General features: G+C 72.6%; 13 protein-coding genes. All 13 read right to left on the bottom strand.

Going from position 1 to position 15,569, the window contains the following annotated elements; translation table 11 throughout:
• Positions 1-72 precede the first annotated feature (72 nt).
• On the bottom strand, positions 73-1,638 hold the full coding sequence (locus AC1RN0_RS03795) for a trypsin-like peptidase domain-containing protein (protein WP_492786096.1): 1,566 nt from the start codon (positions 1,636-1,638) through the stop codon (positions 73-75).
• A 133-nt stretch (positions 1,639-1,771) separates the two neighbouring features.
• Positions 1,772-2,221, bottom strand: coding sequence for a cytochrome c-type biogenesis protein (locus AC1RN0_RS03790; protein ID WP_492786095.1), 450 nt, complete (start codon positions 2,219-2,221; stop codon positions 1,772-1,774).
• Positions 2,218-4,176 (bottom strand): heme lyase CcmF/NrfE family subunit, encoded by a 1,959-nt coding sequence (locus tag AC1RN0_RS03785; protein ID WP_492786094.1) that lies wholly within the window; start codon positions 4,174-4,176, stop codon positions 2,218-2,220. Before AC1RN0_RS03785 ends, AC1RN0_RS03790 begins: the two co-directional genes overlap by 4 nt.
• On the bottom strand, positions 4,173-4,652 hold the full coding sequence (gene ccmE, locus AC1RN0_RS03780) for a cytochrome c maturation protein CcmE (protein ID WP_492786093.1): 480 nt from the start codon (positions 4,650-4,652) through the stop codon (positions 4,173-4,175). The genes AC1RN0_RS03785 and ccmE overlap by 4 nt, the downstream gene beginning before the upstream one ends.
• Positions 4,649-5,725 carry a c-type cytochrome biogenesis protein CcmI gene (gene ccmI / locus AC1RN0_RS03775; protein WP_492786092.1) on the bottom strand — a complete coding sequence of 359 codons (1,077 nt, stop codon included), beginning with the start codon at positions 5,723-5,725 and terminating at the stop codon, positions 4,649-4,651. The genes ccmE and ccmI overlap by 4 nt, the downstream gene beginning before the upstream one ends.
• Positions 5,726-5,785: 60 nt before the next feature.
• Positions 5,786-7,096, bottom strand: a complete 1,311-nt coding sequence (locus AC1RN0_RS03770) for a hypothetical protein (protein ID WP_492786091.1) — start codon at positions 7,094-7,096, stop codon at positions 5,786-5,788.
• 108 nt (positions 7,097-7,204) lie between these two features.
• On the bottom strand, positions 7,205-8,590 hold the full coding sequence (locus AC1RN0_RS03765; protein WP_492786090.1) for a sensor histidine kinase: 1,386 nt from the start codon (positions 8,588-8,590) through the stop codon (positions 7,205-7,207).
• Complete coding sequence (locus tag AC1RN0_RS03760; RefSeq protein WP_492786089.1) at positions 8,587-9,264, bottom strand: response regulator transcription factor; 678 nt, start codon at positions 9,262-9,264, stop codon at positions 8,587-8,589. The genes AC1RN0_RS03765 and AC1RN0_RS03760 overlap by 4 nt, the downstream gene beginning before the upstream one ends.
• A gap of 8 nt (positions 9,265-9,272) precedes the next feature.
• Positions 9,273-9,695, bottom strand: a complete 423-nt coding sequence (locus AC1RN0_RS03755) for a PepSY domain-containing protein (RefSeq protein WP_492786088.1) — start codon at positions 9,693-9,695, stop codon at positions 9,273-9,275.
• 78 nt (positions 9,696-9,773) lie between these two features.
• Complete coding sequence (locus tag AC1RN0_RS03750; protein ID WP_492786087.1) at positions 9,774-10,706, bottom strand: DnaJ C-terminal domain-containing protein; 933 nt, start codon at positions 10,704-10,706, stop codon at positions 9,774-9,776.
• 51 nt (positions 10,707-10,757) lie between these two features.
• On the bottom strand, positions 10,758-14,465 hold the full coding sequence (locus AC1RN0_RS03745) for a baseplate multidomain protein megatron (RefSeq protein ID WP_492786086.1): 3,708 nt from the start codon (positions 14,463-14,465) through the stop codon (positions 10,758-10,760).
• Between the two features lies 1 nt (position 14,466).
• A complete protein-coding gene (locus tag AC1RN0_RS03740; protein ID WP_492786085.1) occupies positions 14,467-14,916 on the bottom strand; it encodes a C40 family peptidase in 450 nt (149 codons plus the stop codon).
• Entirely contained in the window at positions 14,909-15,568 is a 660-nt protein-coding gene (locus AC1RN0_RS03735) for a phage/gene transfer agent baseplate hub protein (RefSeq protein WP_492786084.1), read from the bottom strand. Before AC1RN0_RS03735 ends, AC1RN0_RS03740 begins: the two co-directional genes overlap by 8 nt.
• Between the last annotated feature and the right edge of the window lies 1 nt (position 15,569).

Genomic DNA, 15,569 nt, shown 5'->3' with positions numbered 1-15,569 from the left:
CCGTGCCGGGGCAGGAACGATATCCTCCGGGACCGGCGCCGTCGGCGCGGGTCCCGGAGGCGGATCGTCGTGCTAGTTCACCTTGACGGGAACCGAGGCCAGCTGGCCCTTGAACAGCACCGACAGCAGGATGGTCGGACGGCCCGCCTTCCTGGCGGCGTCGACCGCGGCGGCCACGTCGGCCGGCGTGCGCACGGCCTTCAGGTTCACCGAGGTGATCACGTTGCCCACGGCGATGCCGCGCTCGGCGGCGTCGGAGTCGGCCCGCAGGCTGTCGATCAGCACGCCCTGGACGTCGCCCGCGATGCCATAGCGGCGGCGGCCGGCCGTATCGAGCGGGACCAGGCCCATGCCGAGCACCTGGACGCGGGTGACGCCGGGCGCGCTCGGCGCCTTGCCGCCGTTGCCCGCGCCGCCGTCCGAGTCCGGACGCAGCGAACTGGCCAGTTCCTCGTTGGACGGGCGGACGCCGGAGCGGATGTCGATGAACCGCGTACGGCCGTCGCGCAACACTTCCAGGCGCAGGAGCGAGCCCGCCGCGCCGCGCCCGACTTCACGGGTCAGGGCGGTGGAGGATTCGACCTTCACGCCGTTCACCGACAGCACGATGTCGTCGACCATCAGCCCGGCCTTGGCGGCCGGACCGCCCGGCGTGACCGCCTTGACCACGGCGGCCTTGACGCTGCCCATGCCGAGGGCTTCGCTCATCTCCGGGGTGAAGTTCTGGATCTGCGCGCCGATGTAGCCGCGCACGACCTTGCCGTTGGCGATCAGCTGCTTGGTGATGCCGTCGGCGACGTCGGCGGGAATGGCGAAGCCGATGCCCACCGAGCCGCCCGTCGGCGAGAAGATGGCGCTGTTGACGCCGATCACCCGGCCGTAGGTGTCGAAGGTCGGGCCGCCCGAGTTGCCCCGGTTGATCGGCGCGTCGATCTGGACGTAGTCGACGTAGGTCGAGCTTTCGTCGTTCAGGTTGCGGCCGTAGGCTGAGACGATGCCGGCCGTGGCGGTGCCGCCGAGGCCGAAGGGGTTGCCGACCGCGATGACCCAGTCGCCGACACGCGGCTTGGCCGCGTTCTCGAAGGTCACGAAGGTGAAACCGCTGCCCTCGATCTTGATCACGGCCAGGTCGGTGTTCTCGTCGCGGCCGATGAGCTTGGCCTTGAGTTCACGACCGTCCTTCAGCGTGACGCTGATCTCGTCGGCGCCCTCGATGACGTGGTTGTTGGTGACGATGTAGCCGTCGGCCGAAATCAGGAAGCCCGAGCCGGAGGACTGCTGCCGAGGACGGCCGTTGGCGCCGTTCTCGTTGTGCTCGCCGTCCTGGTCCGGGTCGCCCGGCTTGCCGTTCGGCCCGAGCGGGAAGTTGGGCAGGCGCAGGGCGTTGGCGTCGACCCGCGAGGTGACGTCGATCGACACCACGGCGGGAGAGACCTTCTCGAAGATGTCGGCGAACGACAGCGGCGCCCCGGGCGGCGGGGCGAACATGGCCGGGCCGGCGGACGATGTCCGCACCAGCTGCGGCGCTTCGGCCGCCTGCGCCGGCGACATACGCAATCCCACGCCGGCCAGCGCGGCGCAGGCGACGCCCACGCCCGCGACGGCGCCCACAAAGAAACCGGTCTTCCTGGCGACCATCTGTGTTCCGTTCCTGTCCCGCCCGGGCGGGCTCTGCTGAGTGTTTTCGATGCCAGAGAGCGTCACCGCTCTCCAGTTATCTTTTCGTCATCCGACAAGGCGCTTCTTGGGGCCGGATCACGGCGCAATCGTGTCATGCGGACTCGTCGTCCAGCAAGGCCGCGAGGCGGGTTTCTTCATCGCCGGACAGCGCCGGGGTCGGCTCCCGCGGCCGGAATCGCGCGAGCAGCAGCCCCAGCCCCGCCAGCGCCGCCAGGAACGGCCCCAGCCAGAGCAGCGCGTTGGCCCAGTTGAACCGCGGCTTGAGCAGCGCGAACTCGCCGTAGCGATCGGTCATGAAGGCCTTCACCTCGGCGTCGGTGCGGCCGGCGGCGATGTGCTCGCGCACGACCCTGCGCAGGTCGCCGGCCAGCTCGGCGTCGGAGTCGTCGATCGACTCGTTCTGGCAGACCAGGCAGCGGATCTCGGTGAACAGATGCCGCGCGCGCGCCTCCTGGGCCGGATCCTTCAGCCGCTCGGACGGGTCCGAGGCGGCGCCGGCCATCAGCATCAGGGCGGCCAGGGCGAGCAGCAGACGTCTCATGGCTTGCGTCCCACGGCGAACCGCAGCCGGCGGTCGGACAGGCTCAGCAGCCCGCCCAGCGCCATCAGCAACGGCCCCAGATAGATCAGCTGGACCCAGGGATTGTAGTAGCTGCGCACCAGCCAGGCCGGTTCGCCGTTCACCCCGGCCCGGCGCTCGCCGAGCACGGTGTAGACCTGGCTGAAGCCGAGATTGCACAGGGCCACCTCCGAGGTGCTCTGCTTGCCGGCGGGATAGAACCGGCGCTCGGGCGCCGGCGTGCAGACGGGCGCCCCGCCCCGCGTCACGACCAGCTCGCCGCGTTCGGCGATGTAGTTGGGTCCGTCGACCGTGCCGACCTCCTTCAGCGTCAGCTCGAAGCCGCCCAGCCGCAGCTGGCCGCCGATCGACAGGGCCTCGGCCGCCTCGACCTTCCAGGCCGTCTCGAAGCAGGCGCCCAGGATGAACACGCCGAGGCCCGCGTGGGCCAGGGTCATGCCCCAGGACCCGCGCGGCAGGCCGGTCAGGCGGCGTCGGACCTCGGCCCAGGGGGCCTTGAAGGCGCGGGTCCGCTGGACGATCTCGCTGGCCGCCCCGGCGATGACCCAGGCGCCAAGCGCAACGCCGCCGCTGGCCATCGCCTTGCGCGGGCTCATCAGGGCGAAGACCAGGAAGCCGACCAGCACCGCCACCGCGCCGGCCAGCCGCAGCTGGGCGGCGCTGTCGACGACATTGCCCCGCTTCCAGGCGGTCAGCGGTCCGAACGGCAGGATCAGCATGGCCAGGCCCATCAGGGCGCCGAACACCAGGTTGAAGTAGGGCGGCCCCACGGTGATCGGCGCGCCCGCGAAGGCCTCGTAGATCAGCGGATAGAGGGTGCCGAACATGACCGCGCCGGTCGCGGCGGTCAGCAGGATGTTGTTGAGCACGATCAGGCTCTCGCGGCTCGCCGGGGCGAACACGCCGCCGGGGGCCAGGGCGGGCGAGCGCCATGCGAACAGGGCGAAGGCCGCGCCCGACGAGACGCCGAGGATCGACAGCAGCAGCACGCCGCGCGTCGGGTCGACGGCGAAGGCGTGCACGCTGGTCAGCACGCCCGACCGCACGAGGAAGGCCCCGAGCATCGAGAAGGTGAAGGCCGCCAGGGCGAGGAACAGGGTCCAGCCGGACAGCGCTCCGCGCTTCTCGGTGACGATCGCCGAGTGCAGCAGCGCCGCGCCGATCAGCCACGGCATGAAAGAGGCGTTCTCGACCGGGTCCCAGAACCACCAGCCGCCCCAGCCGAGCTCGTAGTAGGCCCAGAAGGAGCCCAGGGCGATGCCGACGGTCAGGAAGCTCCAGGCCGCCAGCGTCCAGGGCCGCACCCAGCGGGCCCAGGCGGCGTCCACCCGGCCCTCGATCAGGGCGGCCACGGCGAACGAGAACACCACGGAGAAGCCGACGTAGCCGAGGTAGAGGAACGGCGGATGGAAGGCGAGCGCCGGGTCCTGCAGCAGCGGGTTGAGCGACCGACCCTCGATCGGCGGGCTGGCCAGCCGCGCCAGCGGGTTGGAGGCGAACACGGTGTAGGCGAGAAACAGCACGCCCAGCAGGCCCTGCACCCCCAGCACGCGGCTCTTCAACCCCGCGGGCAGGCCCTTGCCGAACCCGGCCACGGCCGCGCCGTAGCCGGTCAGGATCAGGCACCACAGCAGCATCGAGCCCTCGTGGCTGCCCCAGCTGCCGGCGATCTTGTACAGCAGCGGCTTGGCGGTGTGGGAATTGGCCGCGACGTTGGCGACCGAGAAGTCGGAGGTGACGAAGGCTGTCACCAGGGCGACGAAGGCGGCCGCCACGCCGAGGAAGGTTCCGATGGCCGCGCCCTCGCCCGCGCCGGCGAGCGCGGGTCGGCGCCCTCCGACCAGGCCGAGCACGGTCTGCGCCAGCGACAGGGCGAGCGCCAGGGCCAGCGCGAAGGCGCCGAGTTCAGCGGTCATGGCTTGCCGTAGGCCGGAGCGGCCCCGCTTCCACGCCATTCACCCTGCTTCTTGAGGGCGTCGGCCACTTCGCGCGGCATGTACTTCTCATCGTGCTTGGCCAGCACCTGCTTGGCCTTGAAGGTCCCGGACGCGTCGAACGTGCCTTCGGCGACCACGCCCTGGCCTTCGCGGAACAGATCCGGCAGGTCGCCCTGGAACGTCACCGGGGCGGTGTCGGTCTTGTCGGAGATGACGAACTCGACCCGCCCGTCGGGATGCTTGACCACGCTGCCGGGCAGCACCAGGCCGCCGAGCTGCACGGCCCGGCCGGGCGCGACGTTGGCCGCCCGGGCCTGGGACGGGGTGTAGAACAGCGAGATCGAGTCCCGCAGGCCCCACAGCGTCAGGCCGGCGGCCAGGGCCAGCACCGGCGCCACGGCCAGCACGATGGTCAGCCGCCGCCGCGCGGTGCGGGATTTCGGCCAGAAGCTCATTGGGCGGCCTCGTCGAGCGCTTTGAGAATGTCGGGTTGGGTCTTGTAGAGGGCGCGCGCCCTCGCCAGGGCGGCGTCGCGGCGCTGGGTCTCGCCCAGCACGGACCAGGCGCGCACCAGCCGGACCCAGCCCTGCGGATCGTCGGCGTCGTCGCCGAGCCGCTTCTCCAGCCCCTCGACCATGCCGCGGATCTGCGCCGCGTCGGGCCGGGCGGGCGCGGCCTGGCGGGTCTCGGGCAGGCCGCCGGCCCTGGTGACGGCGGCGATCTCGCCGGCCAGGGCGGCGCGCGAGGGGTCATCGGCGGGCAGGCTGGCCAGCAGCGCGCGCCAGCCAGCGAGGCCCTGCTCGACCTTGCCGTCGGCGATGTCGGCCCGGGCCAGGAAATAGCGGGCGCTCAGCGAGCCCGGATCGATCTTCAGCGCCTCGTTGAAGGCGGCGCGCGCGTCGACGCCGACCTGGCCGTCGGCCTCGGCCATGAAGGTCTCGCCCAGCGCGGCCCACAGGTCGGCGCGGCGGGGGGCGATGGCCACGGCGCGACGCAGGGCGGTCGACGCGGCCATGGCGTCGCCGGACGCCAGTTCGGCCAGGGCCAGGTTCTTGAAGGCTTCGGGATCGGTCGGCCGCTCGACGACGATGGTCCGCATCAGCGCGGCCATGCGCGGGGGATCAAGCGTCGAGGGATCGCTGCGACGCCACTCGGCGAGCCGCTTGTGGAACGGCTGGTCGGCCGCGCCCGGGGCGCCGGTGACCCAGTACAGCCCGACGGCGATCAGCGGCAGGATCGCGGCCAGCACGACCACCAGCCGGCGGCCCGCGGCGGGATTGCCCACGGCGGGCTGGGCGTCAGCGGCGGCCAGAAGCCGGCGTCCGGCCTCGGCGCGGGCGGTGCGGACCTCGCCTTCGGGCAGCAGGCCGCGCGCGGCCAGATCATCGATCTCGGCCAGCTGGCGCCGATGCACGGCCAGGGCGGGGTCTTCGCCGACGGCGCGGAGCGATGCGACGCGCGCGCCGCGAAGCATCAGCCAGCCGACTGCTGCTGAAAGGGCCGCTGCGGCGATCCAGAATGCGAACATGAGGCGGGTGTTAGCGGATCGCGCGCCCCGGCGCGAGGGGCTGGATCAAAGCGCGATGTCTCAGGCTGCGGCAGCCCGCCGCCGGACGATGGCGGCGCTCCTGTCGTCACGCGCCAGCTGCAGGAGGTTGGCGGCCACGCCGAGGAACTCCCGCGCCCGCTCGTCGTCCTCGATGTCGCCCAGACGCAGCTGTTCGAGAACGTCCTCGACATATTGGTCGATGCGTTTGCCGAGCGTTTCCAGCACCTTGGCGCGCACGGACCCGAAGCCGCCGTCGGGCGCGCAGGGCCGCACCGCGTCGGCGAACGTCAGCAGGCCCATGGCCCAGGTCACGGACGGCTCGTCCGGCGGTTCGCTGAACGACGGCGCCGTGCGCGTCAGGCGCGCGCTGTAGCGCAGCTTCTGCGTCGGCAGCGCATGGGCCGCGGCCTCGTCGATTTCGCGCAGCCGCGCCTCGACCGTGGAGGCGACGCCCTGCTTGAGCTTCGTCAGGCGCTGTCCCCAGGCGGCGTCGCGCGACAGCTGGACCGATTCTTCCAGTTCGCCGGCCGCGTCGATGGCCCGCTGCACGGCCGCGCCGGCCTCCCGGCCGGCCTGTACGCCGGCGGCCGGCTTCATGGCGCGCAGACGATTCAGCTCGGCCTCGATCTCGTCCAGGGTGCGCTCGCCGAAGCGCGCCAGCTCGGACCCGGCCATGTACCGCTCGGTGGGATGATCCATCACGGCGGATATGATCCGCAGGATCATCGACGGCTGCTTCATGTGTGCGGCGAGCATCTCGAACATCAGCGGCCCCGCTCCGTCCGCCAGGGCGGTGGCGTCGCGATAGGCCAGCCGCGCGGTGGCCCGCCGCTCGCTGGTCATCCGCTGGATCCAGTCGCCCAGGCGCACGGCGATCGGCCGCACGATGGGCGCCATGTGCAGGCACAGCGCCGCCTCGGCGGCCCCGCCCGGCGTGACGCTGTCGCACAGCGACGCCGCCAGGGCGTACTCGGGCGTGTCGCGCGCCTCCAGCCCCTTCGCGGCCTGCAGGCACAGGACGTCGAACACCTCCGGCTGGGGATCATCGGGTTCGAGATAGTGAAGCGCGTCGGCGGCGTCCCGCACCAGCGCGGGCGACTCGGCGACGAGCGCCGCCCACAGCGCCTTGAGGGCCGCCCGCGGCCAGGCCGGCGCGCCCGGCGGTCCGGCGGAGCGGAACAACGGCGCGACCGGAATCAGCACGGCGAACCGCAGCGCCCGTTCGGCGGCCTCGGCCTCGACCATGGCGCCGATGGCGGCCAGCGGGCCGTTCACGCCGTCGAGGCTGATCGCGTGTTCGAGCGTGCGAACGAGCTCGTCCGGCGACGCCGACACGAGCGATTTGAGCATCGCGATCTTCTGTGGGGAGAGTTCGGGCATGAGCCTCTGCCGCCGAGGGCGGCTGAGCCCCCGCATCAGACTGGCCGAATTGGGTTAACGGTTCCCGAAATGCGTGTTTCAGGTTTCGGCGCGCGGAAGGCCCAGCTCGACCTTCAGGCCGCCCATCGCCGAGTCGCCCAGCACCAGCGATCCGCCATAGGCCCGCGCCAGCTCGTCGACGATCGCCAGCCCCAGGCCCGAGCCCGGCGCGCTCTCGTCCAGCCGCGCCCCGCGCTTGAGCACTTCCTCGCGCCGGTCGGCCGGCAGGCCGGGGCCGTCGTCCTCGACGGTGATGACGAGCCGCTCGGGCGAAACGGCCGAGGCGGTCACACGCACCCTCCCCTTCGACCAGATGCCGGCGTTTTCCATGATGTTGCCGGCCATCTCCTGCAGGTCCTGGCGCTCGCCGCGGAAGCAGAGGTCCTCCGGACAGCGCCAGTCGATCTCGACGCCCTTGTCCTGGAAGATCCGCTCCAGCGTCACCGCCAGCTCGTCGACCACAGGCTCCACAAGGCTTCGCTCGCCATGGCTCTGGCTGCGCGCGGCGGCGCGGGCGCGTCTCAGATGATGTTCGACATGGCCGCGCATGGCCTCGGCCTGCCGCGACACCACGTCCGCCAGCTGTCCGGGTTGCTGCACGGCCTCGGTCAGCATGACCGAGATCGGGGTCTTCAGGGCATGCGCCAGATTGCCGACATGGGTGCGCTGGCGCTCGACCACGTCCTGGTTATGGGCGACCAGCGCGTTCAGTTCGGTGGCCAGCGGCTCGAGCTCGGTCGGGTACTCGCCGACGATCCGCTCGATCTTGCCCTTGCGCACGTCGGCGACCTCGCCCCGCAGCCGGAACAGCGGCTGCAGCCCGACCCGCACCTGGATGAATACGGCCGCCAGGATGCCGGCCCCCATGATCACCAGCGCCCCGGCGGTCAGTGCGGCGAACCGTCGCGCCTCCCGGTCGACAGGCGACCTGTCTTCGGCGGCCATCAGGATCACCGGCGTCTTCCGGCCGGCCAGCTCGACCTGCATGGCGGTCGCCCGCAGCGGCTGGTCGAGCGGTCCCTCGGCCCCGTAGAACACCTGCACGGCCGGCCTGGCGGCGATCTCGGCCACCACGGTCGCCGGAATCTTCAGGTCCTGGTCGAACAGCGAGCGCGACTGGACGATGATCCTGATGCTGTTGTTCGGGCCTGGCTCGGCGATCTGCCAGTAACGGCCGGAATAGACCCTCAGGGCGCGGGTGTCGGTCAGGGCGGGGGCGACGACCCTGCCGTCCTCGACGCTGACCCCGGCGTTCAGGCCCTGGATCAGGTCGACCAGCCCCAGGTCGAACCGGCTCAGCGCCGCCTGCTGGAAGAAGGCCGTCAGCGACAGCCCCGTGACGATGAGCACCGCCAGGCTCCAGCCGGTGGCCAGCAGCACCAGCCGGCCGACCAGCGACCGGCGGCCCATCGCGGGAAGCTTCACTCGGTCGTCTCTCCGGGCAGCGGCGTCAGCCGGTAGCCCAGACCGCGGACGGTCTCGATGCGGTCGGGTCCGATCTTCTTGCGCACCCGGCCGATGAACACCTCGATGGTGTTGGAGTCGCGGTCGAAATCCTGGTCGTACAGGTGCTCGACCAGCTCGGTCCGGCTGATCACCCGGCCCTGGTGCATGATCATGTAGTGCAGCAGCCGGTATTCCAGCGACGTCAGGCGCAGCGGCTCGCCGTTGACGCTGGCGCGCGCCGACCGCGGGTCGAGCCGCAGCCCGCCGCAGGCCAGGTTCGGCGTGGCCACCCCGGCCGAGCGGCGCAGCAGCGCCCGCAACCGCGCCAGCAGCTCCTCGGTGTGGAACGGCTTGGTCAGATAGTCGTCGGCCCCGGCGTCGAACCCGGCGACCTTCTGGCTCCAGTTGTCGCGCGCGGTCAGGATCAGCACGGGCATGGCGATGTTGTCGCGACGCCAGCGCTCGAGCACGGACACGCCGTCGATCTTGGGCAGGCCCAGGTCGAGGATCACCGCGTCATACGGCTCGCCCTCGCCCAGATAGTGGGCTTCCTCGCCGTCGGCGGCGTGGTCGACGGCGTAGCCGGCGTCGCCGAGGGCCAGCTTCAGCTGGCGCGACAGGTCGGGATCATCCTCGACAAGCAGGATGCGCATACGGAGCCTCAGTTTCTGCCGATGATCGCGCCCGACCGGGCGTCGACGATGAAGTCGATTCGTTGTCCGTTCGCCGCCTGCCACCGCACGCGGTAGATCGGCCGGCCGCCCTGGTCTTCCAGGCCGGCGTCGAGCAGCCGTCCCGGCGTCGAGCGGGCGATGTTGCGGATCACGCTTTCCAGCGGCACCAGCCGGCCGCCGCGAACGCCTTCGCGGGCGTCGTCCTCGCGGGGGGCCCAGCCGTCGCCGAGCGAGTTGCCGCGTCCGCCGCCGGGATACCGATCACGGTCGCCCCCGCCCTGCCCGCCGATCTGGCGCGCCTCGCGGCAGGCCTTTCCGATCGGACCCTTGGTGCACTCCTGCGCCTGCGCCGCCGCCGGGAGGGCGGTGGACAGCATCAGGGCTGCGAGAAGGACGGTCAGGCGCTTCATGTCGTCGGGTCTAACGGGTCTCCGCTGAACGCGGGCTGAATGAGCACGTTATCCGGCCCACGCGGCGGAATGTCACGCCTAACGCCGTTTGGGCGAGTACGGCCGCTCCTTGCGCCAGGTCTGCGCGAAGGCTTCCAGCGCCGGGTCGACGGTCTCGGGCAGGGTCACCACCAGCCGCGCCAGCAGGTCGCCGCGCTGCCCCTTGGCGTTGACGAAGCCGCGTCCCTTGAGCCGCAGCTGCGCGCCGCTGTTGGAGCCCTTGGGCACGGTCAGCGTCACCGGCCCGTCCGGCGTCGGCGCGTCGACCTTGCCGCCCAGCACCGCATCGGGCACCGACACCGGCAGGTCCATGTGCAGCACCTCGCCCTCGCGGCGGTACAGCGGGTGCGGCTTGATGCCGATCTCGATCAGGGCGTCGCCGGGGCCGGCGCGGCCGGGCGAACCCTGGCCCTTGAGCCGCAGGGTCTGGCCCTCCAGCGCGCCCTTGGGGATGTTCACGTCGAGGGTGCGGCCGTCGGAGAAGGCGATGCGCTTCTTGCCGCCGCGGATGGCTTCCTCGATGTCGATATCGAGATGCGCCCGCAGGTCGGCGCCCTTGCCGCCGTTGCCGAAACCGAAGCCGGCGCGGCTGCCGCCGCCCGGACCACGCTGGCCGAACATGTCGCCGAGAATGTCGTTGATGTCGACGCCCTCGAACCCGGGGCTGCCCGGGCCGGCCCGATAGCGGCCGCCGGACGCGCCGCCGGGACCGAACGGACTGCCGCCGCCGAAGCCCGGATGCTGCTCGCGGCCATCGGCGTCGATCTCGCCCCGGTCGAACTTCCTGCGCTTGTCCTCGTCGCCCAGGATGTCGAAGGCCGACGAGACGCGCTTGAACTTCTCCTCGGCGGTCGGGTCGTTCTGGTTGGCGTCCGGATGGAACTGCTTGGCCAGCTTGCGGAAGGCCTTGCGGATCTCATCGGCGGACGCGCTGCGCGGTACGCCAAGTTCAAGATACGGATCGCGCGCCAAGGGCCCCTCGCCGGTGAAAGTCGTCGGCCCTCAGATAGAGCGTCTCGCCGCTCAGCGCCACAGGCTCCGCTGCGTCCAGGCGCCCCAGCCGAACACGGCCGAGCCCTGGGCCACGCGAACGGTCAGTGGATCGGGCGCGCCGCCCGGAAAATCGGCGGCCTGCTGGGCGCAGCTCCAGACAAACGCCGGCCCGTCGACCTCGGCCGTCCGAACGACGACATCGCCGTCGAGAATCTCGACCCGGTAGACCTCCCGCTCCTCCGACAGCGGCGGTTCGACCGCCCAGCCGTCGCCGCCCAGGCGCGCGCGCCGGATCCAGCGGACCACGAGATCGCCGCCCGCCCCGGCCTCCAGCGTCAGGTGCGCCGGGCTCCAGGGCCGGTCGGCCAGTCCGCGCCAGGTGAAGGCCGCCTCGGTCATCGCGGCGCCCCCGGCCGGTCCGCCCGCGGGCGCCGCGCGCCAGACCAGCGGCAGCCCCCGCTCGCCCAGCGCGACCTCGGCCCGCGCCAGCCCCTCGCCCAGCAGCACCACGTCCGCGCCCGCCGGGGTCAGGACGGCCATGGCCGGCTCGCTGCCCAGCTGCCCGCGCAACAGGCCCGACAGGGTCCAGCAGTCCGGGCCGATCAGTTCGGCGTCGAGGAACTGCACGATCTCCCAGTCCCCGCCGGCGCCGCGCACGGCCAGGGCGTTGGCTCCCGCCAGCACGGCGGCCAGCGGCCGGCTCTCCAGCGTGGCGCCCTCCAGCCGCACCCCCAGGCGACCGGCCTCGTGAAGCCGGTGCAGAGGTCCCGCCGGCAGGTCGGTCAGGGTCTCGCCGACGCCGGCCGGCTGGGTCAGCCGCGCCCGCGCGGTCAGGGCCTCGCCGGACACGCCGGCGTGCACGTCGAGGTCGCGCCAGGGCTCCAGCCCGGCGGCGACCAGCGGCCGGGCGTCCATCTCCGCCCCGGGCAGCGGCGGCAGGTCGAGCAGATACAGCCGCGGCGGCCCGGCGGGCACGGTCGGCGGCGGCGGCGTCCAGTCCGGCGACCCGCCGGCCGCAACCTCGGCCGGTTCGGCCGCCTCCAGCGCGACCCGCGGCCGCTCGTCGAGATCGAGGCCGGTCACGCGCCAGGTCCGGTCGTCCCCGGCCAGCGCCAGCCGGTCCCCGGCCTCGACCCGCAGGGCGGCCAGCGGCGACAGATGCGCGATCAGCCCGTCGCGGGCGGCCAGGTCACGCGCCAGCGCCCGCCGCCCGACCTGCTCGGCCAGGGCGGCGGCGCCGACGATCGGCAGGTCGATGACCCGCACGCCGCCGCCGTCCGCCGGATCGCGGCGCACGGTCAGCCCGCCAATGCGGTAGTCTGCGGTCTCGTCGATGAACCGCAGCCGCGCCGCGTCGGGCGGCGTTTCGAGCGTCCGGATCTGCGAACAGGCCTCCCGCGCCTCAGGCAGGGCCAGGTCGTCGTCGGTGAGCATCACCGCCGCCGGCCCGTCCCGCCGCACCAGCGTCGCGACCCCGTTCCGCTCGGCGGCGTCGAAGGCGAACGCCAGCGCCAGCGGCTCAAGCGCGTCGCGCAGCCGCATCGGCGCCTCGACGACGTAGCCGCTGACCACGCCGGTCACATCGCCCGCGTCCAGCGTCACGCCGGCGCGCCCGGCCAGCGCCCGCGCGAGATCGCCCAGCGGCGCGGCCCCGGCCCGGCCGTTCAGCCAGTGGCCGGTCGCCCAGTTGACCCCGTCGCGCCAGACACTCGTCCGACCGGGAAAATCGGGAAACGGCCGGGCGTCCCAGCACCAGGCGCTCATCGCCGTCACCATCGGCCCGCCGTAGACCGGCGAGACGGGGTTGTTCGCCGCCTCGGCGAAGTGGCCCAGCACCGCCTCCAGCGTCCGCCGCTGGCCCTCGTCGTCGCGCGCGCCGGTCGAGAACGGCGGCAGGGCGCTCTCGCTGCTCTTGGCGTCGAGGAACATGTTCGGCGTGTTGGCCCCCTTGTCGACGGCCGCGCAGCCGAACTCGATCAGCCGGATCGGCTTGGACCGTGGAATCCAGGCCGTCGGCGTCGCCGACCGCGCCCCGCCGGGCCGGTCATGGTGGGCGTTAGACCACCAGCCGATCAGGTCCTTGGGCCGGAACACCCATGGCTCGTCGCCGGCGCCGTCGGTGATCGGCGTGCGCACCCGCGCGGCGCGATCGGCGCCGGACGCGTAGAACCAGTCGAACCCCTCGCCGGACGCCACATCCCAGACGTCCTGCGCCTCGCCGTCCCGCCAGTCGGCGAGCGGCGGATAGAAGTCGACGCCGACGAAGTCGATCGCCTCGTCAGCCCACAGCGGATCGAGATGGAAGAACACATCGCCCGAGCCGTCGGCCGGCTGAACCCCGAAGTATTCGCTCCAGTCGGCGGCGTAGCCGATGGCCGTTCCGTCCCCGAGCATCGCCCGGCAGTCGGCCGCCAGCGCGCGCAGGGCCGTCACGGCCGGAAAACTGTCGCCGTCGCGGATGGTCGTGATCCCGCGCAGCTCCGAGCCGATCAGGAACCCGTCCACGCCCCCGGCCATCTGCGCCAGCATCGCGAGGTGCAGCACCATCCGCCGCAGCCCCCACCCGGCGGGCCCGGCATAGGACGCCGTCTGGCCGTCCGCGACGAAGTCCTCAGGCGAGGCGGCGCCGAAGAATGTTTCAATATCAGCGGCTTCGCCGGATATCCTGCCGCGCCACGGATAGCCCTCGCAGTCCATCAGGATGAACGGACAGAGGGTCACCGCCAGCCCGCGCGCCTTCAGCTCGGCGATGGCCTGCAGCACGGCCCGGTCGGCGGGCGTGCCGCCATAGACGGGGCCGCCGTCATGACGGGAGATCACGTGCGCGCCGGCCCGTCCGACCCCGCCGGCCCGCCAGGCCCAGGGCAGCGTGCCCTTGGCCGCCTGCTCGACGCCCGGCCGGATCTGGCAGGTCCCGGCGTCCAGGCTGGTCCCGAACCAGGCGACCACCAGCGTCACCCCGGTCAGGTTCGGCAGCTGCGCCTGCAGCTGGTCCAGCGACACCAGCAGGTCCGGCCGCCCGTCGCCGGTGTTGACGTTCTCGGCCGTCAGCCGGGTCAGGCCGTCGCGCCGGTGGATCACCTCGGTGGCCAGCACGAACTCCCCGGCTCCGGGGATCAGGCAGACGCTCGTCAGCCGGTCCTCCAGCCCCGCGCCGGAAGCCGGCCGGCGGAACACCTCGAACGACAGCTGCGGCGGCCGGTTGCCATAGGCCGCCAGCGGCAGGTCCTCGAACACCACATAGGCGCAGTCGCGATAGGCGGGGGCCGCGCCCTCGATCGCCTCGATCAGCGGGTCGGGCGTCTGGTCCGCGGTCCCGCGATGCAGCCGCATCGTCACGCCGGACAGATCCATCGGCTTGCCGTCGGCCCAGGCCCGCCCGATCCCGTCGATCGGTCCCTCACAGAGCGCCACCGCGAACGACAGGCTGTAGCGGTACTCGACCACCGTCGGCCCGCCCTTGCCGCCGCCGGCCTGGCGCTCGACGCGCTTCTCGCGCAGCCGCGCGGCCCAGATCACCTGCCCGGCCACCCGCGCGCGGCCGAACACGGCGGCCATCGGCGCGCCCTCGGCGGCGCTCATCAGCTGCAGCTCGCGCAGCCGCGGCCCCGCCTGCCGGGCGGGTTGCAGGCTGGCCAGCGCCGCCCGGTCGATTGCGTTGCCGACGGCGTTGCCGATCGCCTGCCCGACCGGACCGCCCAGCATCTGGCCGATGCTGCTGAGGATCACCTGGGCCATGTCAGTCGCTCACGTCGGGAAAGGAAAAGGCGTGCGCCAGTCGTCGGCGCCACCACGGGCCCAGCCAGCTCTCGACCACGGCCCGGCCCCAGTAGGCGTGGAGGATCCGCGGCTCCGGATCGCCGGGCCGGCCGTCGGCGACGATGGCGCAATGCTTCAGGCAGGCCTGCGGGCTGATCCGGAACAGCAGCACGTCGCCCGGCCGGAACGCCCCGACCGGGACCTCGACCAGATGTCGCCGCGCCGCCTCCAGCAGGGTCTCGCGCCCGCCGGTCTCGGCCCAGTCGGCGCGGTAGGCGGGCGGGATCTCCGGCTCTGCGCCGTACAGCGCGCGCCACACGCCGCGCACCAGCCCCAGGCAGTCGCACCCGGCGCCCTTGCACGACGCCTGGTGCCGATAGGGCGTGCCGATCCACGACCGCGCCTCGGCGACGATGGCCGCCCTACGCACGGCGAGACGTCCCGTCGTGACGCTCCCCTTTCGCCGGATAGACGGTCAGGAAGTCCTCGCCGGGGATGGTCGGAAAGCCTCGGAAGTTCAGCAGATTGGAGAATTTTCCGGAACAGGTGGACGAGCGCTTGTCGCAGCCGTCGCCAAAGACCGGGTGATCGCCCGGAACGCCGCAGCGCCCGTCGCCCAGGTTGGCGTCGCACAGCCGGCCGAAGGTCCGTCCGGCCACGCGGTCGAGCGCGGCCAGCGGCCCCTCGATCTCGGCGACGAACGCCGCGCCGTCCCGCTTCAGCCGCGTGATGGTCCCGGTCCACAGGCCGGCGAACAGGTCCGGCTCGGCCCAGTCGACGCGCCGGCAGTCGACCGCGCAACCGTCGTACACCCCGGCGACGATGTCCGCCTCGGCCAGCGCTTCACTGTCCAGGCCGCCGGCGGCCGAGGCCCCGCCGGGCGCGAACCCCAGCCGGCTGTCGGCGGCCCCGGCGGTCCAGCCGCTGTCGGCGCGGCACGTCACGCCGTCATGCGTCAGGTCCAGGTCATGGTCGGTGAAGCCCAGCCGCGTCCCGTCCCGCCGCGTCAACAGCCAGACATGCGCCAGCGTCGCCGCCCCGGACTCGATCCGGGCGGCCAGGGCCGAAGGGATGGCTTTCATG

It is taken from the genome of Caulobacter sp. GW821-FHT12F03 (genome assembly GCF_058806855.1).
Note: the sequence above shows the minus strand (reverse complement) of the source record. Positions and strands in the feature narration are given on the sequence as shown.